This window comes from Citrobacter sp. wls710, assembly GCF_005281115.1.
Taxonomy (GTDB): domain Bacteria; phylum Pseudomonadota; class Gammaproteobacteria; order Enterobacterales; family Enterobacteriaceae; genus Citrobacter; species Citrobacter werkmanii.
The window spans coordinates 42,545-62,432 of the sequence record NZ_SZXD01000027.1 but is presented as its reverse complement, the minus strand read 5'-3'; the positions used below and the strand labels follow the sequence as shown (position 1 = coordinate 62,432).

General features: G+C 51.6%; 25 protein-coding genes and 2 pseudogenes. 24 read left to right on the top strand and 3 right to left on the bottom strand.

Annotated elements, in window-relative coordinates; all coding sequences use genetic code 11:
• Positions 1–461 (top strand): annotated as a pseudogene (locus FDX14_RS11725) (DUF3560 domain-containing protein); the annotation flags it as partial.
• A gap of 46 nt (positions 462–507) precedes the next feature.
• Complete coding sequence (locus FDX14_RS11720; RefSeq protein WP_137349592.1) at positions 508–1,071, top strand: class I SAM-dependent methyltransferase; 564 nt, start codon at positions 508–510, stop codon at positions 1,069–1,071.
• 391 nt (positions 1,072–1,462) lie between these two features.
• On the opposite strand, the pseudogene FDX14_RS25400 reads toward FDX14_RS11720, so the two are convergent.
• A pseudogene (locus FDX14_RS25400) lies at positions 1,463–1,604 on the bottom strand (hypothetical protein); the annotation flags it as partial.
• A 336-nt stretch (positions 1,605–1,940) separates the two neighbouring features.
• On the opposite strand from FDX14_RS25400, the gene ssb reads away from it, so the two are divergent.
• The 9 genes from ssb to FDX14_RS11675 all read left to right on the top strand — a co-directional run bounded on the left by ssb (position 1,941) and on the right by FDX14_RS11675 (position 8,708).
• Positions 1,941–2,507, top strand: a complete 567-nt coding sequence (gene ssb / locus FDX14_RS11715) for a single-stranded DNA-binding protein (RefSeq protein WP_137349591.1) — start codon at positions 1,941–1,943, stop codon at positions 2,505–2,507.
• A 54-nt stretch (positions 2,508–2,561) separates the two neighbouring features.
• Entirely contained in the window at positions 2,562–2,804 is a 243-nt protein-coding gene (locus tag FDX14_RS11710) for a DUF905 domain-containing protein (protein ID WP_058671794.1), read from the top strand.
• A 71-nt stretch (positions 2,805–2,875) separates the two neighbouring features.
• Entirely contained in the window at positions 2,876–4,921 is a 2,046-nt protein-coding gene (locus FDX14_RS11705) for a ParB/RepB/Spo0J family partition protein (protein WP_137349590.1), read from the top strand.
• Positions 4,922–4,961: 40 nt separating this feature from the next.
• Complete coding sequence (gene psiB / locus FDX14_RS11700) at positions 4,962–5,396, top strand: conjugation system SOS inhibitor PsiB (protein WP_137349589.1); 435 nt, start codon at positions 4,962–4,964, stop codon at positions 5,394–5,396.
• Positions 5,393–6,121 carry a plasmid SOS inhibition protein A gene (locus FDX14_RS11695; protein ID WP_137349588.1) on the top strand — a complete coding sequence of 243 codons (729 nt, stop codon included), beginning with the start codon at positions 5,393–5,395 and terminating at the stop codon, positions 6,119–6,121. Before psiB ends, FDX14_RS11695 begins: the two co-directional genes overlap by 4 nt.
• Complete coding sequence (locus tag FDX14_RS11690) at positions 6,118–6,471, top strand: theronine dehydrogenase (RefSeq protein WP_137349587.1); 354 nt, start codon at positions 6,118–6,120, stop codon at positions 6,469–6,471. Before FDX14_RS11695 ends, FDX14_RS11690 begins: the two co-directional genes overlap by 4 nt.
• A gap of 41 nt (positions 6,472–6,512) precedes the next feature.
• Entirely contained in the window at positions 6,513–6,887 is a 375-nt protein-coding gene (locus tag FDX14_RS11685; RefSeq protein WP_103771720.1) for a hypothetical protein, read from the top strand.
• A 694-nt stretch (positions 6,888–7,581) separates the two neighbouring features.
• Entirely contained in the window at positions 7,582–7,875 is a 294-nt protein-coding gene (locus tag FDX14_RS11680) for a hypothetical protein (protein WP_137349595.1), read from the top strand.
• An 11-nt stretch (positions 7,876–7,886) separates the two neighbouring features.
• Positions 7,887–8,708: a DUF932 domain-containing protein gene (locus tag FDX14_RS11675; protein ID WP_137349586.1), complete on the top strand. Its 822-nt coding sequence runs from the start codon at positions 7,887–7,889 to the stop codon at positions 8,706–8,708.
• 33 nt (positions 8,709–8,741) lie between these two features.
• Here FDX14_RS11675 and FDX14_RS11670 read toward each other — a convergent pair whose 3' ends face one another.
• On the bottom strand, positions 8,742–9,272 hold the full coding sequence (locus FDX14_RS11670; RefSeq protein ID WP_137349585.1) for a lytic transglycosylase domain-containing protein: 531 nt from the start codon (positions 9,270–9,272) through the stop codon (positions 8,742–8,744).
• Between the two features lie 653 nt (positions 9,273–9,925).
• On the opposite strand from FDX14_RS11670, the gene FDX14_RS11665 reads away from it, so the two are divergent.
• Positions 9,926–10,318 (top strand): relaxosome protein TraM, encoded by a 393-nt coding sequence (locus FDX14_RS11665; protein ID WP_103771730.1) that lies wholly within the window; start codon positions 9,926–9,928, stop codon positions 10,316–10,318.
• A 31-nt stretch (positions 10,319–10,349) separates the two neighbouring features.
• Here the strand turns inward: FDX14_RS11665 and FDX14_RS11660 are convergent, their stop codons facing one another.
• A complete protein-coding gene (locus FDX14_RS11660) occupies positions 10,350–10,991 on the bottom strand; it encodes an Arc family DNA-binding protein (protein ID WP_103771731.1) in 642 nt (213 codons plus the stop codon).
• Positions 10,992–11,188: 197 nt separating this feature from the next.
• On the opposite strand from FDX14_RS11660, the gene FDX14_RS11655 reads away from it, so the two are divergent.
• The 12 genes from FDX14_RS11655 (at position 11,189) to FDX14_RS11600 (ending at position 19,887) form a co-directional block, all read left to right on the top strand.
• Complete coding sequence (locus tag FDX14_RS11655; protein WP_137349584.1) at positions 11,189–11,542, top strand: type IV conjugative transfer system pilin TraA; 354 nt, start codon at positions 11,189–11,191, stop codon at positions 11,540–11,542.
• 2 nt (positions 11,543–11,544) lie between these two features.
• Positions 11,545–11,847, top strand: a complete 303-nt coding sequence (traL, locus tag FDX14_RS11650; RefSeq protein WP_103771733.1) for a type IV conjugative transfer system protein TraL — start codon at positions 11,545–11,547, stop codon at positions 11,845–11,847.
• Between the two features lie 5 nt (positions 11,848–11,852).
• Positions 11,853–12,437 carry a TraE/TraK family type IV conjugative transfer system protein gene (locus tag FDX14_RS11645; protein ID WP_137349583.1) on the top strand — a complete coding sequence of 195 codons (585 nt, stop codon included), beginning with the start codon at positions 11,853–11,855 and terminating at the stop codon, positions 12,435–12,437.
• Between the two features lie 11 nt (positions 12,438–12,448).
• On the top strand, positions 12,449–13,189 hold the full coding sequence (gene traK, locus FDX14_RS11640; RefSeq protein ID WP_137349582.1) for a type-F conjugative transfer system secretin TraK: 741 nt from the start codon (positions 12,449–12,451) through the stop codon (positions 13,187–13,189).
• Complete coding sequence (traB, locus tag FDX14_RS11635; RefSeq protein ID WP_137349581.1) at positions 13,186–14,595, top strand: F-type conjugal transfer pilus assembly protein TraB; 1,410 nt, start codon at positions 13,186–13,188, stop codon at positions 14,593–14,595. Before traK ends, traB begins: the two co-directional genes overlap by 4 nt.
• A 5-nt stretch (positions 14,596–14,600) precedes the next feature.
• Entirely contained in the window at positions 14,601–15,104 is a 504-nt protein-coding gene (locus FDX14_RS11630) for a hypothetical protein (protein ID WP_137349580.1), read from the top strand.
• Between the two features lie 81 nt (positions 15,105–15,185).
• Complete coding sequence (gene traV / locus FDX14_RS11625) at positions 15,186–15,743, top strand: type IV conjugative transfer system lipoprotein TraV (protein ID WP_103771738.1); 558 nt, start codon at positions 15,186–15,188, stop codon at positions 15,741–15,743.
• Positions 15,740–15,925 (top strand): hypothetical protein, encoded by a 186-nt coding sequence (locus FDX14_RS11620; protein ID WP_103771739.1) that lies wholly within the window; start codon positions 15,740–15,742, stop codon positions 15,923–15,925. Before traV ends, FDX14_RS11620 begins: the two co-directional genes overlap by 4 nt.
• Positions 15,922–18,525 (top strand): type IV secretion system protein TraC, encoded by a 2,604-nt coding sequence (traC, locus tag FDX14_RS11615; protein WP_137349579.1) that lies wholly within the window; start codon positions 15,922–15,924, stop codon positions 18,523–18,525. Before FDX14_RS11620 ends, traC begins: the two co-directional genes overlap by 4 nt.
• On the top strand, positions 18,522–18,938 hold the full coding sequence (trbI, locus tag FDX14_RS11610; RefSeq protein ID WP_103771741.1) for a type-F conjugative transfer system protein TrbI: 417 nt from the start codon (positions 18,522–18,524) through the stop codon (positions 18,936–18,938). The genes traC and trbI overlap by 4 nt, the downstream gene beginning before the upstream one ends.
• Entirely contained in the window at positions 18,935–19,570 is a 636-nt protein-coding gene (gene traW, locus FDX14_RS11605; protein ID WP_103771742.1) for a type-F conjugative transfer system protein TraW, read from the top strand. Before trbI ends, traW begins: the two co-directional genes overlap by 4 nt.
• Positions 19,567–19,887, top strand: a complete 321-nt coding sequence (locus FDX14_RS11600) for a hypothetical protein (RefSeq protein ID WP_137349578.1) — start codon at positions 19,567–19,569, stop codon at positions 19,885–19,887. The genes traW and FDX14_RS11600 overlap by 4 nt, the downstream gene beginning before the upstream one ends.
• Position 19,888: the final 1 nt, after the last annotated feature.

Here is a 19,888-nt window from a genome sequence, read left to right as displayed (position 1 = left end):
TGCTGGACGAAAGCGGCGGCGTGGTTACCCGTACCCGGGATTTTGAGCCGGGCGGGCAGGTTCAGAGCCGGGGGGAGTGGCTGACGATTATCCGTATCAATAAAAGCGGTGGTGCGGTCAGTTCGGTTGTCACCCCGCATTACAGTTTTATGCGCAGCAACGGGACCATGACACTGACGCCCGACCGCATCACGGACTATAAAGCCCCGTCTGCGGAAGAAGCCCGCGCCGCAAAACAGGCCGCGAAACGCCCGCCGATCGTCAACTGGCCGGGGGAGGGTTTCCGGGCGATGACCAGAGCCGAATGGTCAAAAACCCCGCCTGATTATAAGTCGGTCCGGAGCGTCGCTGAAAATGATGAGCATGGCGCATACCGCTTCCGCCGCATCATGACCAGCGGGTACACGCTCGAAAACGTGTACATCACCGACATGAAAACCGTGGAAATTCCGAAAAAATAACCTACAGCCCCCCCGGCGTTACGCCGGGGAGGTAAGGGGCATTCATATGCATAGTGAACTCAGGGACCGCATTAAGGCGATGCGGGCCAGACTGGACGGGCGCACACCCGTGGCAGAAATCCGGGCCAGCTCGCAGCTTTTCGTCACGCCCGATCCGGTCTGTCATCAGATGGTTGACCTGGCAGAGCTTAGCGATTCTGACCGGATACTGGAGCCGGAGGCCGGAGCGGGGGCCATTTTACGGGCCATCCGGGAGGTGGTCCCGCTGGCGCGGTGTGACGCCGTGGAGATTAACGCCGCGTTAGCCGCGCATCTGCGGGCGGCGTTTCCGGGCGTTAACGTCCGGTGCGTGGATTTTCTGGAGTACCAGCCGGAAAGCACCTGGAGCAAAATCCTGATGAATCCGCCGTTTCAGCATGCGCAGGATATCCGGCACATACAGCACGCTTTAACGCTGCTCGAACCCGGCGGAATACTGACGGCGGTCTGTCTGAACGGGCCACGCCAGCAGAAAATACTCCGCCCCCTGTCGGATGTCTGGGAGCCGCTGCCGCGTGGCACATTCACGTATACCGATGTTTCAACCGTCCTGCTCAGAATTCAGAACTGACGGGCGCAGTGAGCCGGGCGGGGGATCATGCCTCCGTCTGGCCGCGCCGGAAAAGGCCGCGCGCCTGCGGCGCTGAAGGGGGCCGCGCTTCGCGTCGCCTCCTTCCATCCGCGTCTCCTTATTGTTTCCATTACCGGGCTGCCTGTCGGGAACATTCTTTCTCTTTCGTTCTGTATGGCGCTGTTTTCTGTTCCTGTCTGTCCTGTTGCTGTTCCCTGTCTGTTCTGGCTGGCGTGGGACAATGGCCCCCTTCGGCTCCTGACCAGCTGGCGCTGTCCAGTCGTCGAGCCCCACTCCGCCAGGGCAGCTGCTGCGCACCTGCCAGTCTCCGCCGAACCCCTGCGGGTTTCGTGCCATACGGCTAGGGTCTGATGGCGAAGGTCAACGGCAGGCTTGCTGCGACCGTTCCGGTCACGCCGCCCCTGGCGCGCCGTGGCCTGCGCTTTTCGCATCCCGGCAAACTGACGCCGGGCTGTAAGGCGCAACGCCGTTTCGCGTGCCGCGCTCCGACGTTGCGGCGGGTCCCTGCTCACTGTCGCATCTGGTGCCGTTCCCCCGTTTAAGTCCCTTTCGCCCGGGCTGAGACAGCCACAACCCGCCTGGCTGTCCAGGGACGGTAAACCTTTCGCGATAAATTTTTTTCGGCCATTCCGCAGGCTTCATTAGACCGTAAAAAATTGACCGCTCACCCCGGACAGCTGCACCGGGCCGTGCCAGTTTACGCCCCTGCGGCGAAGGTTCTCAAACGGGTGAAGGTCAGTACCAGAGGGAACAAAACAGCAGGTTCCCGCAAACGTCAACACCGCGGCTCCCGAAACTCAACGGGTGATGGTTTTTAAAAGAAAAACAACAGATTAAGGAGATTCATCATGACAGCACGAGGCGTAAACAAAGTCATTCTGGTTGGTCATCTCGGGCAGGATCCGGAAGTGCGTTATATGCCCAACGGAGGCGCGGTGGCAAATCTTACCCTGGCAACGTCAGAAGCATGGCGCGATAAGCAGACCGGAGAGATGCGCGAAAACACCGAATGGCACCGTGTTGTCGTCTTTGGCAAGCTCGCTGAAATTGCCAGTGAATATCTGCGTAAAGGCGCTCAGGTCTACATCGAGGGCCAGTTACGCACCCGCAAATGGACCGATCAGTCCGGTCAGGACAAATACACCACCGAAGTCGTGGTTAACGTGGGCGGCACGATGCAGATGCTCGGTCGCCGTGACAGCCAGCCGCAGCAGGGCGGTCAGCAGTTCAGCGGTCAGCCACAACCACAACCGGAGCCACAGACCCCATCTCCGGCGGCAAAAGGTGAGGGCAAAGCGCCCAAAGGGGCGGGGAAGTCTGCCAAAGGAAAAAATGCAGCACCGCAGCAACCGCCAGCGCAACCTCAGCCTCCGCAGAATGAGTGGCCTCCGATGGATGACGACATTCCCTTTTGACGCGGCTGATTTTCACTAAAGCCCCGTCTGACGGGGCTTACACAGGAGCACATCATGACAGACAACACTATGCCCCCACTGAAATCCCTGCCTGACGGGAGTTTCACCCGCGAACAGGCCGAAGTGGTGGCGGCACAGTATCAGAATGTGGCCATCGAGGACGATCAGGGGACGCACTTTCGCCTGGTCGTTCGCAAGGATGGCGAAATGGTCTGGCGCGTCTGGAATTTTGAACCGGGCGGCGAGTACCTGATGAACCGTTTCATCCAGGACTACGGCATCCGTAAAACGCAGTAAGCAGTAAGAGGTGCCGGACAGGATTAGGCCCTGTCCGGCAGACAATCATCAATATCAGAGAGGTATCAATAATGTCAGTCACCGAGTCTAAAGCAAAAAAGGTTAAAAAAGCCAGTCCAAAAGCGGCAGCGCGTAAAGCGGACGCACAGTCAGACGTCCTGGTTGCCGCGCTGGACAATTCACCTGTGCGTTACACCACATGGTCCCGCCTGTTTATCGGCGAACTGAACTGCCGCATGGTCCCGCACACACCGGAAGAAATTCGGGAGTATGCGGACAGTATTCACGCTGTCGGGTTAATCCATAACATCGTGGTGGTGGAATGTGATGATGGTCGGCTGGAAGTGGTGTGTGGCGGGGGGCGTACAAAAGCCATCGGTCTGCTGGTTGAGGAAGGGAAGGTAAACCCGGACCACGAATGGATTTCTTATAAAGCGGTGCCGCGTGAACTGGCAAGGGCAGTCTCCCTCACGGAAAACGGCAGACACAAGACCATGCACCCCGCCGAGCAAATCGCCGGATTCCGCGCCCTGGCTGAAGAAGGGAAAACGCCAGCGCAAATCGGGGATCTATTGGGCTACGGCGTCAAACACGTCCAGCGCATGCTGAAGCTGGCAGGGCTGGCTCCGGTGATTCTTCAGGCTCTGGCTGAGGACAGGATCACCACCGAGCACTGTCAGGCGCTGGCGCTGGAAGACAACCCTGATCGTCAGGTGCAGGTGTACGAGGCGGCGTGTCGCGAGAGCTGGAACAATAAACCGGAAGTGCGCGTCATTCGTAACCTGATCACTGAAAGTCAGGTCTCCACCCTCAACAACAGCAAATATGCGTTTGTCGGTGAAAAAGCCTTCTCCGGCGATGAAATCCGCGCAGACCTGTTCAGCGACGAACAGGGCGGTTTTGTGGATAAACTGGCGCTGGATACGGCCCTGCTGGAAAAACTCCAGGTGGTGGCAGAGTGCCTGAAAGAGGCCGAGGGCTGGGCGTGGGCTACCGGACGCATGGAGCTGGTCAGTTCTCACGGCGAGGACAGCGCGGTGTACCGGATTCAGGATGAACCTGACGCGGTTTACACGGAGCAGGAGCAGCAGCGCATGGACGAGTTGCAGGACCAGTATGACGAGAACCAGACCGCCAGCGATGAAACCGACGCGCTGGAATCGGAGATGGAGGCCATCGACTGTGCGGCCCAACTCCGGGCATGGACGCCGGAAATGCGCGCACAGTCCGGCGTGGTGGTGTCATGGCGTCAGGGTGACGTTTATGTCCAGCGCGGAGTGATCCTGCGTGAGCAGTCTGAAACGGAAGATGAACCTGCCCAGGTTAAAACATATGAACGCCAGCCAGAGCCTGTGGATGAAATCAGCGTTCCCCTGCTGACCAGAATGTGTGCGGAACGGACGCTGGCAGTTCAGGCGGCACTGATGCAGCAGCCGGAAAAATCCATCGCCCTGCTGGCATGGACGCTGTGTCTGAACGTGTTCGGCAGTGGCGCGTATAACCGACCCGCGCAAATCTCCCTGGACTGTAAGCATTACTCCCTGACGAATACCGCCCCGTCCGGTAAGGAGGGAGTGGCATTTCTGACGCTGATGCAGGAAGGGCAACGCCTTGAAAAACTGCTGCCGGAAGGGTGGAAACAGGATTTCACCACCTTTTTTACCCTCAGCACCGCCGATCTTCTGGCCCTGCTCAGTTTCTGCACGGCATGCAGTCTCGATGGCATGCAGACGCGTGGCACCGGAGGCACCACCCGCAGCCCGCTGGATGCGCTGGAAACCGCTCTTACTTTCCATCTGCGCGACTGGTGGCAACCGACGAAGGCCGATTTCTTCACTGGCCTCAGAAAACCACAAATCATCGCCGCACTGAACGAGGCCGGACTGACAGGCGCGGCGCGGGACGCGGAGAAGATGAAGAAAGGCGATGCGGCTGAACTGGCAGAGGACAAAATGCGGGACAACCGCTGGGTGCCTGTCTGGATGCGCGCCCCTGATGCAGAAAAAGCCCCGTCTGATGCAGAAAACAACGTATCTGATGCCGAAAACGGCAGTGCTGACGTACCCGATGCGGCTTTTGATGCAGACAGCCACCACACCCTGCCTGATGCAGCCTGATAACGGAGGCCGCCCCTTCGGGGGCGGCAGTAAGGAGAAAATGATGCGTAACATTATTACCCCCGCTGTACTGAACACCATGATCCCCCAGGAGTTTGAAGACTGGCGCGACGGCGGCGAAGACTTGCGCCGCGAACTGACCCACGCCGTGATGCGTGACCTGACCTGTCCCGCAGGCTGGGACCTGAACGGCGAATACCGCAGTGAGTTTGGCGGTTTTTTCCCGGTGCAGATCCGTTTCACGCCAGCCCACGGTAATTTCAGCCTGGCGGTATGCAGCCCCGGCGATATCAGCCCGTCCTGGATGGTGGTCTTTATTCCGGTCAGCGGTCGCCCGTTCTCGGTTATCCGCACGCTGCCCGCCTGGTCGCCGGAGGTTATCAGCCATACGTTGAGTCTTGTCGCCCGCCTCGATGCCGACGGCTACAGTCAGGCCAGCATTGTCAGCGTTCTGGCTATGGAGGGCGCGGCATGATCCCTTTATCTCACACGCTGGTTGCCCTGAAACCCGCCCGTCAGGCCGCACTACAGGCCATTATGACGGTGGAAGAATCCCGCCGCCGTGGAGCACGTCTGCCAGCCCTGCCACATGCGCGTACTTTTTTGCGTGTGCTGACCGGCAGCAGCCGGATTAACACAGCGGTGGCACAGCGTATTCCTGGCCTGAACTGGGAGCCGAAGAACCGCCTGTGCAGCCTCAAACAGGTGGAGGAAGCGCTGGATCGACTGATTGCCAGCAAAGGGGAACATTGCCCGCTGCCGCTCTCCGTGGATGTGCAGGCCGAACTGTTCCCGGAGGTGATACATACCCGGACAGATCGCCGGATGCAGCGCGAGAAAATCGCCTTCAACCGCAAAATGCGCCGGGAGGAAAAAGCGCTGGAGCATACCTGGCGGCTTCGCCAGAACCTGCTGGGGCAGGCCATGACGGAGCTTAACTTTCAGTCGCCGGAAACCATCGGTGCCTGGTATTCGCGCTGGGCGGACGAGTTTGACGCGCGGGAGCTGGCGCGGCCTTTCTGGCAGTGGCGGACGCGGTTCGCCTCGCTGACGTCGCTGGACTGGCTGCGCGACAGCGATGAGCCGCTGTACAATGTGATGTATGAAATCAGGTTCATTGTCCGGGAAACCCCGGCACATGTGCGCGAGGCCGAACGCTGGCAGGTACCCAACAAGCTGACGGACCGGAGGCAGGGATGAAGTGGCGCTATTCGCTGCGCTGGAAGCTGCCGCACAGACCGTGTCCGGGTCCGCATGAACTGGTATCGGAAGTGGTGGAGGCCGGGCTGCCCGCGCCTGAATCGGTGATGGCCCGCTGGGTGGCAGGTGCCGGGTATGCGGTATGTGTGGATTTCCTGGATGAGAGGCAGATCAGGCGCTGGAGCGATGAGCGGAAAGCGGCTACCCGCAGACGAAATCTGGAACGCCGAGTGAACCGGATTGCGCCGTTATTTGCTGATGAGTTAATCGAACGGGAAATGGAGACACGGCCTGAATATTTTCAGGGCAAAAGTATGAATTTTTCAGCGAAAGATGAGGATTTATGCTGAAGATTTTGACGATAATTCAGTAGCTGGTTGGGGGGCTAAAAATGAGATACTGGATACTGGTTGCACTGTTTAATGTTTTGTTTACGCTCGTCATGCATTTTGCTGCTCCACAAACGTACGGAACGATCCCGTATTATATAGGATTGGGCATCTGCTCGCTGATTGCATTGATAATTACCTGGAACGATCCGTCTGCACTGCTCGATGAGATAATATTCTTTGCCTTTAAATGGGGAGCGCTGGTTGGCGGTATGGCTTTTTCGGTCTGGGGCATTGGATACAAACTCGAATTCTGGGGAAATAGTGAATCTGATGCCGTTTTTAGCAGCGCTTTCGATACCATCATGCCTAATCTGGCGATACTGACAGGGCTCATGATTCTGTTCGGTGCTTACATATGGTATCCGCGTAAATAGCTCATATTTTGCCTGTTTCATGGTGAAGAATTAAAAGAGCGGTGGTGCCTGCGGCACGACCGCTTTTTTTCTATATTCCTGTCCCGTCCTTACTGCTCTGTCTCTGCCAATATCTGCTGCCTGATGTTCTGATATGCCGGTTATTGAGTTTGCACGTTTTCCTTCTGTTGATAGCAGGCTATTGCCTTTCTGTACTCAGTAATAACAGACTGATGGCCCCCTTCGGCTCCTGACCAGCTGACGCTGTCCAGTCGTCGAGCCCCACTCCGCCAGGGCAGCTGCTGCGCACCTGCCAGTCTCCGCCGAACCCCTGCGGGTTTCGTGCCATACGGCTAGGGTCTGATGGCGAAGGTCAGGGGCAGCGGCTTGCTGCGACCGTTCCGGTCGCACCGCCTCCACCGCGCCGGCGGAGCCGTCGCTCTGATGTCGCCACGCCGTTCCGACGTGTCGGGTGTGTGCATCCTGTTCGCCCGGTGAGGCCATCACCCTGTGCGTCCTCACGCGGAGGGCTGTTCGTAGCACCGCCGTGTCGTCATCCAAGGGGTATATAAACTCCGCCAAAACTTTTTGCGTGGGGCCGCAAAAACTTTTGTCTCCGCCCCTTTCCTTCCTTGGACGTCGTTGCTCCTTTGCCCTTTGCCGCGAGAGAACTCACCAGGGAGATGGAAAACCATCACCACAGGAGAAAACCAGGATGCACACACGAAACGTCAACGTCAAAACCGCCGCTCAAGAATCTTCCGGAAGATGTGATTCAGAAATCACAGCTGAACAAATCGTTGATCTGTTTTGCTGGGTTATGGCTGCGACAGAAGGGGAATTACAACCGCTGATTTTTGAACCGCCAGTCGGGAGTTATGAGTTGTCATTAATCAATGAGAACTGCATTGATTATCTCTCTGTCTGGATCCTGGACGGCAATCCAGTAGCTGCTGCTGCACCAGTAGATAATTTTTTTCGCATAATTACGCCAGTAAGTATTAAATAAAGGGGAATATTATGATCAGCTTTGCTAATCGTTATCGCGCACCGTCCTCTATTCGTCAGAATCGTCCGCTGACTAATGATGAATTACAGCGCATTGTACCCAGTGCATTTTCTTCTGAAAAACATGATTCACGTTCAGAACGCTATACCTATATTCCAACTATTGAAATACTGGACCGTCTGCGTGAAGAAGGCTTTCAACCTTTTTATGCAACCCAATCCCGTACACGAGATATTGAAAAGCGTGAGTTCACAAAACATTTATTACGTCTACGTCGCCATGATCAGATTGCGGGGAAAGAAGTCCCAGAGATTATTTTGCTGAACAGTCACGATGGCTCCAGTAGCTATAAAATGATTCCAGGTATGTTCCGCCAGATTTGTACCAATGGTCTGGTAGCATGGAAAGATTTCGGCGAAATTAGAGTGCCGCATAAAGGTGATATTGTCGGACAGGTTATTGAAGGTGCATACACTGTGATGGATACGTTCGATACCGTGATTGAAAATATTGATATCATGAAAGGTATTCAGTTGACTGAGCCGGAGCAACGTTTGTTAAGCGTTGCAGCACTTGAGTATAAATATGATTGTGCTCATTCACCTGTGACACCTGACCAGTTATTACAGGCTCGCCGTTGGGAAGACAGAGGCTTGGATTTGTGGAGTACATTTAACCGTATTCAGGAGAACGTCATCAAAGGCGGAATTTCAGGAAAGACAGCAAAAGGGAAAAGAACAAAAACACGGGAGGTTACTGGCATAGATGGTGATGTGAAACTTAATCAGGCGCTCTGGAAAATGGCAGAAGAATTTGCAAGGTTGAAAGCCTGATATAAATCCGCTCGCAAGAGCGGTTTTTTTTGATTAATTTTTGCTTACGTTTATTTCTTTTATTCTGTCCATCGGAGGTAGGGCGACTACGCCTGATGTACCATCGATGATCATTTTTCTTGCAAGCAAAATACGATAGATATTTTTTATTTCTGAAGCATAGGCACGACGTTTTTTTATCATCGTATCCCGCGGCCCCGTATTATACATTCCAACGCTGTCCCAGTTTTTTCCGTAGGACTGGAAGTTGTGTGCCAGAACCCATGCTCCCGAGTAAACACATATGCATGGATCTTTTAATAGTCGCTCGCGGGTAATATTAAACTTTTTAAGTTTATTGTAATGATAACTGTTCACCTGCATTCCGCAGACATCTTCTGATCCGTCTCTGTTTGACCCATTAACAGCTGCTGGTTTAAGACGACTCTCTTTAATTGAAATTGCCATAAGAAGCAGCGGATCTATTTGATAGTCTTTCCCTGCCTGGTCAAAACACATCTGTGGAGTGGCCGTTGCTGATAGTGAAAACGCCAGCAATAGGACAGGAGTGTTTGATATTTTCATTCAATAAGCCTTATGTCTCTCATAAGCACTGACATGCAATGCAATAAAAAATACCCCGCCAGATCATTTGAATCAAGATAATTTACTACAAACGCGCGTAAGCGCTCCAAATCATGCATTTAGCTACAACCTCAAATACCAGAATCAACCTGTTCGCAGTTATTTACTTGCCGCTCTTTGCTAACCCATTTAAACATCACACCCCACGCAAGATTCCATCTTGCAGATTTTTCCTTTAATTTCATCACGCTAATATAGGTCATAATGCGGAATTTAAGAATATGAGGTTAAATGGTGTGTGGATTAACACACATTGCAGTGCTGTTACCCCACACATTGCAGTGCCTGATTAACACACCTCCCAGTGCCTGATTAAGCACTGTAAAGTGTGGGGATTGTGTGTATCCAAATAATAGAGTAACTTAAGACGGAGTAGTGCTTGATCCACACACACAATGGTGCCGTATTAACACACCTGATAGTGCCGCATGCACACACATAATACTGCCAGATTACGACACAGAGAAAAGCGCATTTAGATTTTAAAGACGGATACAGGCTTTAAAATCAAAGCTGCCTGATGTATTAAATCTGTCTAAACAGGATAGAACAGTGCCGGATACGGCACTGCATGAAATGTTCAGGAAAATATTATGCCGCGTAAGAACATCTACTTCAAAGATAAAATTGACAGAGAGATTCAGGATATTGTTGATATAGAGTTACAGAAAGGGGCAACCGGCTCTGAAACGAACTACTCATCAACAGTTAACGAACTCGTTCGCCTCGGACTCATGGTTCACAAATCAAAAGAAGAAGGTTCAACATTCGATCTCGATGGTTTCAGGCGCGACCTTATCAGGAAAGTATCAGGCTCAAGAGAAGGTATGATGATATTAACCGCTCTTGTCTCAGAAATTTATGTCAACCTTAAAGGACCACAGGCGGGGGTGTCACTGGATGACCTCATCAATAATAACATAAGCGCCATTAACGATGCCGAAGATGAGGCCGACAGAAAACACTTTATCATCGATGAAAAATAATCATGAAGCCGGGAAGAACCGGCTTCATCGATCACTGAGCGCTGTCTTTATCCCATGACAGCGTGCTCTTTTCTGCTTCAGATATTTTTTCTTTTAAAAACACTTCAAATTCCAGACATAAGACTTTCAATGCCTGCGCATCCTCATTCTGGTCAAGAATCTTTTCTGTGAAATACCCCAGCGTGTTCATCAGCCTTGTAAGCATTTCATCATTAAGGCTTCGCTTATGAACCCTTGCCATTGTACGAATCTCTTCTGCAAGATTCTCTGGAATACGCATACTATAACCAGTTGTTTTGCCAGGAAGTAAAACACGCTCTCCTTCTCGCCACATCCACAAACGCTCTGAATAGGTGTCAGATTCTGTATTTTCCTCCACATTACCTTTTTCATTATCAAGCAGATGACTAAGCCAGTTTTCGAATCTGACAGCCAGCTCTATTAAACGTTCACCCTCTGCCGTTCTAATCACCGGGTTATTTGGCTGGTAATTCAATGACAATAACAACCTTGCGATAATTTCATCATTAACACTTCGCTTACCTAATCTGGCACATATTCTAAGCTCCATAAGCAAATTATCCGGGGCACGCAACCTCCACTCAACAGCCTCACCCGGCTGAAACTTACGCGGCCTGCCACGACCTTCCCACATTTTCTCTTTTACTTTCATTGTTATAGATCTCGCAAGCAACACATCGACAGTCTGGAAGACAACCCTACTCGACTTACATATTAGGAATATTCCCAAAAACTTTTAACAGTGTGACATGTGTCACGGTTTTTTTTTTTTAGGGTCATGGGACAATATCGTGTGCGTAAACAAACACTTATGCACATCCAAATTGTTTACTTCCGGAGAAAACAAGCATGTCCAAACAAGGTAATGCCCTTAAAGTCTCAAAGGGATGGGCGGTAGCGTCTTTATTTCATAAGGCACGCGCAAACCGACAACTTAGAAAATTCATTAATAACGGAGGGTTGATTTTAATTTCACTTATGGTCGCTCATCCAGCTTTGGCTGGCGGCACTGATTTACTCGCATCCCAAAACACGACAGTTAATTCAACCTTCGGCTCCGGTTCCTCTCTTGTAAAATGGTTCTACATAGCTGAAATCATTATGGGGCTGTTTATTTACATCAAAGTACGCTCACCACTGGTATTTCTCGGTGTCGTGTTGTGTATCATATTCACTCGTATCGCTTTCGGCATCGCGAGTTAAAGATGAGCGGGGAAGACGATAAATACCACTTCCCGGAAACTCTCAATCAGCAGGAACGCTATATTGGTCTTCCTCTCGATGAAGTGATTATTGTTGCCCCTTTAATTATCCTGGGGGTTCTTAACAATATGTCTCTCGAACTTTCCATTGTAGCGGGTCTGCTGTGGGCAATAATCAGGCATCTGAAAAAAGGGCAGGGTTCGTACTGGTTACTTAACTTTTGCTATTGGCACCTACCCTCCATCCTGTTCAGGATTACCTTCCGACAAATACCTGATTCTAGTTTCCGGCACTGGAGAGCGTAACTAATATGAAGCTTAAAATTAAAGGCGAGCGCGATAAACAACTCCGCTATGCGTTTATTGCACTGGCTTTATTGCTTCTACTCAGCGCCGTGGGAAATGTTCTGACGGGGTCTCTCGCGTGGTATTTCGCCACAAAACAGAAAACCATCACTACACCCATGTCATTCAATCAACCATTTACATCTGATGCCTCTGGTGCTGACGGTACCGGAATGACTATGTTCGCCGCCGCCTTTATTTACTGGCGACTGAATGTCAGCCCGGAAAACGTAGATAACAACCAGAAAATGCTGCTCGGTTTTGTCCCATCCGCCGAACGGGATGAGCTGAAGAAAGCACTTGATATTGAGGCTGAACGTATCAAGAAAGGCGGAATCACCACCCGCTTTGATACAAAAGAAATTCGGGTAATGAATGAACCTGGCGTGGTTGAGTTCAGCGGAACACTGAAGTCCTCCACAACCAATGGCGCTATCACCACACCGCTTAAGGACCAGGAAAAAACCTACCGACTGAAACTGAGTTATATCGAAGGACTGGTAAATCTTCACCTGTTCGAAGAACTTCAGTCGGCCATCACCACTAACTGACAGGACTGCCAATGAAAATCCGTATTTCACCGGCAGCTGCTGCTGTGTTACTGGCAACGGGACTTTTTACCAGCGGCCTTCGGGCCGCTTCCGCCCCCGCTGCCATTCCGTTTGAGAACGACGCCGCCTTTAATGTCACTCTCAGCAATACCAATCCCAGCAAGGTTGTTATTAACGGAGAACTGATTACCAGCATCAGCGGACCATCCGGTGCCTATGACCAGAGCCAGACAGATGACGGCGCCCTTATCCTTTCACCACTTGTCGGTCAAAACTTTACTGTTTTCATTCAGACTGACCGGGGCTCATCTCTGAGCCTCAATGTCCGGCCCCAGCCAGGTAACGGTAAAACACTGCGATTTACCCCTGTGTCTCCACCGCTTCGCAAAAACAATGATGCGAAAGCGTGGGAGGAAGGGCAGAGCTATGAAAAAACGCTCGCTTCCCTGTCACGTATTATCGTTAACGGCGACGTTCCTGATGACTACCAGGAATACCCAATAAGTCGTATGCCTGCATATAACCCGGGCACGTCAGTACACCTGGTACCTGAACGCCAGTTTGTGGGGAACCATCTGCGAATAGTGCGTTTCCGTATGTCCAACTCCGGCAATATTACTCAGAACCTGCGTGAACGTGACTTCTGGCGCAAAGGTGTCAGGGCTGTGATGCTCTCCCGGCATCAGCTTTACGCCGGTGGAGAAGGGTATGCCTGGATTATTTTTTCAGATGACGGAGAACCGCGCTCATGAGTCTGAATGAAAATCTTAAAACCCGACGCAGACAGATAACTGTCCTTGCCGCCCTCATTGCCTCCGGGGCAGCTCTGGCTGGAGGAGTTTACTGGTATGGACAATATCAGGAAAAACAGAAAGCACCTCCTCCGGTTGCCGCCCCAAATATGACGGGTGTGGTTACCGCCTCGTTCAATGAAAAGGTCAACGATGCCGCACTGGCACAGCAGCAGGCCAAGACGTCTGCGCTTGAACAGAATTTCAACATGCTGTCTCAGAAGCTTGACCAGAACATACTTAATACAGGCCAGAAGCTGGCAGAAAAGGATGCTGAAATACAGCGCCTGACTGACCTGTTAAACCAGAAAGCCTCCGGCAGCAATTCGACCAGTGGTCAGCAGACACCACCTGCTGGTCAGAACGGAACACCACTCCCTGGTCCTGTTGCTGCCGGTCAGGCCCGACCGCCAGAATACTCCATAACTCCAGCAGGCACACCGTCCGCCAATGGTTCTGCCAATACGGGACAGGGGGTTGGCTTTTATCCCGGAGGCTCTGGCCAGCGTGTCATGGGAGGACTTACCACCTCAAAGTTTTCTTATGAAAATCTGAAAAAGAAACCAACGAAACTGCCGTGGATACCATCAGGCTCTTTCTCTGACGCCATTATGATTGAAGGTGCTGATGCAAACGCCAGCGTTACTGGCCAGCAGAATACCCGCCCGGTGACTTTCAGGCTGCTTGGTAATATTCAGATGCCTAACAACAAGGAATATAGCGCTGATGGCTGTTTTGTTGTCGGGGAAATATGGGGGGATATCTCCAGTGAACGTGGTGAGGTACGAACTAAATCAATCAGTTGTGTGCTGAAGAATGGAAAGCATATCGATATGGAATTCAACGGACATGTCAGCTATCAGGGCAAAGGTGGTATCCGGGGAAAACCGGTTATGCGTAACGGTATGATTGTGGGTTATGCAGGTGCGGCTGGTCTGCTGTCCGGCTTTGGTGAGGGGATTAAATCTGCATCCACGCCGTCTGTAGGGTTGGGGGCAACTGCCGATGTTGGTGCCGGCGATGTGTTCAAACAAGGATTCGGCGGAGGGGCAAATAAAGCTGCTGATACGCTGAGCCAGTACTGGATTAAGCGCGCCGAACAATACCATCCAATCATTGATATCGGTGCCGGTAACCGCGTTACCGTGGTGTTCCAGAAAGGCTTCCGCCTGGAAACTCTGGAAGATGCGGAAGAACAAAAAGCGAAGGAAGCCCTGCAGAATGCGGCAAATTCAACACAGAATGAAACCGCGCTTCAGTCCGTCAGCCAGACGACATCAAACAGCACCACTTCAGTGGGAAATATTAACCCGGATGACGTGTTACGACAGGCCAGCCAGTTGCGTCTCGGCGACACGATTAACTGAGGTGGATGATGAATGATAACGACAGATTGTTTAACAAGATTGGCGTGGATATACGGATGTGGCGCGACAATGCTTATCCTCCACGCATCACGTGGATTTGGATACTGTCAATTACGTTCAGTCTCCTCAACGCAGGTGTATGGATTTATATATATACATACTGGTGGTCATCCTGGTGGTTTCAGTGTACTGCCATCTTTGTTGGTATGTGCCTTTTCCCTTTTCTGTTTATGAAAATTTTTGGCACCCTTCCTGGTACCTGGCCTGAAGTACTGGACAGAAATCTGGCCATATATAAGCCACTGAACATCGCGGCGTGGCAGTGGCTACAGTCCACGGTTACCGAAAGAAAGGAGCTTCCTCTGGATGTCATGCAGCGGTGGTATGAGGAAGAAAAAACATATCGTGATGAAGGAATATCAGGCAAAGCTTCAAAAGAATGTCACTTCAGGTTTCTTCAAAACATCCCGGACATCAACGGCGAGGGGAGCGGGGGGCGTGAACGTTAATATACTCTGTGGACTCCAGCCACACTGATTTTCATCCTCAATTACTTCCATTAATACCTAATAATTTACCGGAGTTATCCCATGAAAAAACTGATGGGCGCTGCACTGCTGTGTAGCGTACTGACCGGCTGCGCCGGTATGAATTCTGATTTCGACTGTAATAAAACCGCGACCGACCAGTGCCTCACAACCGGGGAGGCAAATAAACTGGCCGCCCAGGGCAAAAGCCTTGACGACCTCACTGCGGATAAAGCTGCAAAAAAGCCTGCGGGTGAAACCCTGCCGGCACTGCGCAATGTGGCTCCTGTCGTTAATACGTCACGTCCTGTTTCAGTCGCAGCAACCGGATCTCCCAGTTCTAAGTTAATCGCGCCACGTCCTCTTGCTGCTGTTCCAGCAGGAACTATGCAGACCGGAGTGACTCCGCGTATTACTTCTTCAGCTGTTGGGCAGTCTGTCCCTGCCAATACGGCAGGACGGGTTCAGGCGCAGCGTATACCTGACGCGACCCAGCGTCTGTGGATTGCACCGTGGGTGGATACCGATGACAACTTCCATCAGCCGTCCGTGGTCGAGTTTGTGAAAAACAAATCGCACTGGGATGAAAGCTATCGTGTTATCGGGGAGGGGGGCGAATGATCAGTTTAAAAGATGACCCCACTTCGCCAGATATGACACTGCTGACTGAAGAGAGAGTGTTAAACAATTCCGGATATCGAATGGAGATGAGTGTCGATGAGCCCGTGTGTTTCAACCTCACTGAAGAGGCCCGGCAGCGCCGTCTTGAGCTGATCCGTTCTGTTGTGGAGGGGCGAAAATGAGCAGCGTTCTGGATACTCTGATGGGTTTGATTGAAAGAGGACAGCACAAGGATGGCGCAGCAACTGCTCGAGCCAATCTTGAGCAAACATGGGATTACCCCTCCCTGGTTGCCAGCCTGCCATACCGTTATTACGATGAAAAAAATGACCTGTTTATCAATACGGGTACGGCAGGATTTGTTCTCGAACTGGCCCCGCTTCCGGGGGCCAATGAGCAGGTGATGGCGGCTCTTGATGACATGCTGCGTAAGAAGCTTCCGCGTAAAACACCTGTCACCGTTATTCTGACTGCAAGTAAATGTGTGGGTGAGCGCATTGCGGCTGGCGTCAGCACCGACATGTGGAAAGGCCAGATGGCCGATCACCTGAATAAAATCACCCGTGCTTTCTGGGAGAGATCAGCTTTACACGGTCTGGCAAACAAGCGTGAATACCCGCTTTACCTGCGTAATTACCGGATCTTTATTGTCTATGGTAAAGCCGTTAAACGATTTTCTCAGCAGGTGATGGATGAGCTGGTTCAGCTACGTAACACCATTCGTGTTTCCCTGGGGGCGGCTCGTATTGATTCCATCAATACTGACGTGAACGGTTTCCTGTCAGTTATGCGTGAAATGATGAACTACCGTCATGAGCAGATTATGACGTCTCCGGGCGACTATAACGAGGATGAGTTGCTCAACCGCCAGGTGGTTGATCCGTCCATTGATTTTGAAGTTCATCCTTCACACTTACGTATTGAATTACCTGAAAAAATAGAAACGGATGGTACACGGCTTCCTGCATCAGTCTGTCGTATCGTAAATATGCAACTGAGTAAAAATCCACGTCGCTTTGCGCTCTGGCAGGGGGCCGATAACCTGCAGAATATCCGATTCCCGGATCTTGGCATTCCTTGTCCGTTTATGATTACCTGGACAACTGAGCTAGAGGAACAGACATCAAGTCAGAGCGAGGCTTTCCGCAAGGATACGGATCTGTCCAAAAAAGCAAACTCAGCCTATGGCGCTTTGTTCCCCGGAACCAAAAAAGCAGCAGATGAATGGCGTAAAACGCGCGAACAGCTGTATACCAACGAAATTGCTCTTTGCCGCACGTATTTCAATGTGACGTTGTTTACACCTGACAACAATACAGAAGCACAGAAATGTGAACTGGCGGCAGTGAACGTCTTTCGTAAAAACGAACTGGAAATGGTCACGATTCAGTACCAGCAGATGCGTAACTGGCTGGCCAGCTTCCCTTTCGTTATGCAGGAGGGGATGTGGGAGGATCTCAAAACGACAGGGGCCACATTACGTGGAAAATCATGGAATGCGGTAAGCCTGATGCCGGTGGTAGCCGAACGTCAGTTGTCACGTGGAGGAATGCCGCTTCCGACCTACCGCAACCAGGTCGCTTTCTTCGATATGTTCGACGAAGAGAATGGCAGTACCAACTTCAATATTGCTGTCACGGGAACGTCTGGTGCCGGTAAATCATTCCTGACACAAAGTATTCTCCGCGATGTGCTGAACGCAGGTGGATTTGGCTGGGTTATTGATATGGGTGACAGCTACAAGAACTACTGCCTGCAGGCCGGTGGTGTGTATCTTGATGGTGCTCAACTGCGCTTTAACCCGTTTGCCAACGTCAGGGATATCAAGCTTTCTGCTGAAGGCATTGTTCGACTCCTTGCGGTACTGGCGAGTCCAACCGAGCCACTGGATGTTGTTTGTGAAGCGATACTGAAAAAAGCGGTCATGCATGCCTGGGAACAAAAGGTAAACCGGGCACGTATAGATGATGTTTATAACTATCTGACCAGTGAGGAAGTTAATACCGCGTTTGCGGACAAACCGACCATTATTGCCCGAATGGCTGAACTGGCCATGTTGCTGGAAACCTACTGTACCTGGGGGGCTGATGGCGAATACTTTAATGCCGACAAACCTACCCTTGATGACGAAACCCGTTTTGCGGTGCTGGAACTTCTGAGTCTGGAAAACAAGCCGAAGCTGCTTTCCGCTATCCTGTTTTCTCTCATCCTCGCGATTCAGGAAAAGATGTACCACAGCCCGCGAGATCTCAAAAAAGTCTGCATTATCGACGAAGCCTGGCGACTGCTCGGTGGTTCTAATCCTCATGCAGCCCGCTTTATCGAAACTGGCTATCGTACCGTACGCCGACATCGTGGTGCATTCATTACGATTACTCAGGGCATTAAAGACTTCAGTGCCGGTAAGGAGGCTGAAGCCGCATGGAACAACAGTTCAACCAAAATCACCCTGCTGCAGGATACGAAGGCCTTCAAACAATACCTATCCGATAATCCGGATCAATTCTCTGACATGGAAAAGGAAGTTATCCGTGGTTTCCAGCCGGCAATCCAGACCGATTACAGCTCGCTGCTTATCAGTGCAGGTGAATACAGTTCCTTCCATCGGCTGTTTGTTGATCCTGTTACACGCGCCATGTTCAGTTCCCGTGGCGAGGACTTCGCATATATGCAAAACGCTCAGAAAGCAGGGGCCACATCAGAAGAGGCCGCCTATTTGCTGGCTGAAAGGAAGTTTGGTGACGAACTTCACGAACTTGAAGAATGGGTGAAAGCGGCATGAGTAACAGTAACGAAAAACCGTATAGCGGCGGCACAGTACGCGAGGGCGTATCAATATCGGGCTGGCTTACTTCAAGGAATCTGAAACTGGCTGCTTGTGTGCTGGTTACTCAGATGTTTTGGACCGGAATTACAGTGGCCTACATAAAACTCACTGCGCCAGAAATCGTGGTCTTCGACATGAAAGGCACGATCGACCTTTTCATGCAGCAGTCAGCACAACTGCAGCTCGATGAGGACAAGGCGAAAGCACTGACGACCCGCTTCAATACGGCGATGTCCGATAGTCTGGAACAGTGGCAAATCTCGCATAACGCCATCATTTTGGTGAAACCTGCGTCTGTCAGCCCGTTACCGGATATCACGACTGAAATCCGTAGCGATATTGCCCGGCGTACTCAGGAGGTCCCGTGAATACACGACCTGCACTGACAGCCCTGATACTGCTGGCACTGTCAGCCAGTTGCGGTGCGAAAGATCTGGGTACCTGGGGAAATGTATTTGAACCTGCCGAGCAGGACATGCTGGATTTTATCCAGAACCGGCTGAAGGGAATGGAACAAAGTGGGGAACTGGATAAATTGCGTGGAGAAGCCGTTGAACGGGTGAAGAGGAATGCCGTCCGGCCACCTGCTGTCGGGGGGCTGACCAATGCTGAAAAATACCGCAGCTTTGTATTTGACCCTACGTTTACTGTCCAGGAAACCATCACGGATATGCAGGGAAATGTTATCGCGCGCAAAGGAGAGCAGGTAAATCCACTGGATAAAGTCCCTTTCAACCAGGTGCTGTATTTTATCGATGGCGATAATAAAGACCAGATGGAATGGGCCAGAAAGGAGCTCGCCGATAAGACGAACGCAAAAGTGATTCTGGTTAAAGGCAATATTAAGGACACCAGTGATGCCCTCAATGAGCGCATTTACTTCGATCAGTCAGGAACCCTCACGCGCAAGTTTGGCTTCTCAAATATTCCTGTGCGTATATCCCCCGATGGCCGTGTACTTAAAGTGGAAGAAATTCCGGTATCAGGAGCAAAGAAATGACAACAACAACGCTAGGCGATCTGTTTCCCGAAATGCGTACAGTCGTTACATCACCTGAAAGACCTCGCAGTTCACCCCGTAAATTCCCTGGCAAATCTGTAAAGAAAAACGTTCGACAGGGAACGGCAGACAAACTTAAGTCGTTATATCCGGAGATTAGCTCCTGGAGTCCGGTGCTGGTGACGCAGGCATGGTTAAACTGGCTGAAAGTCAATCAGATGGAGCTTGTTGAGCCAGAAACCCGAGATGAGCGTTTCCCTGAATACCTTGTTGCGTTAATGGTGTCACATATGCGGGAGACAAAGGCATGGACCTAGA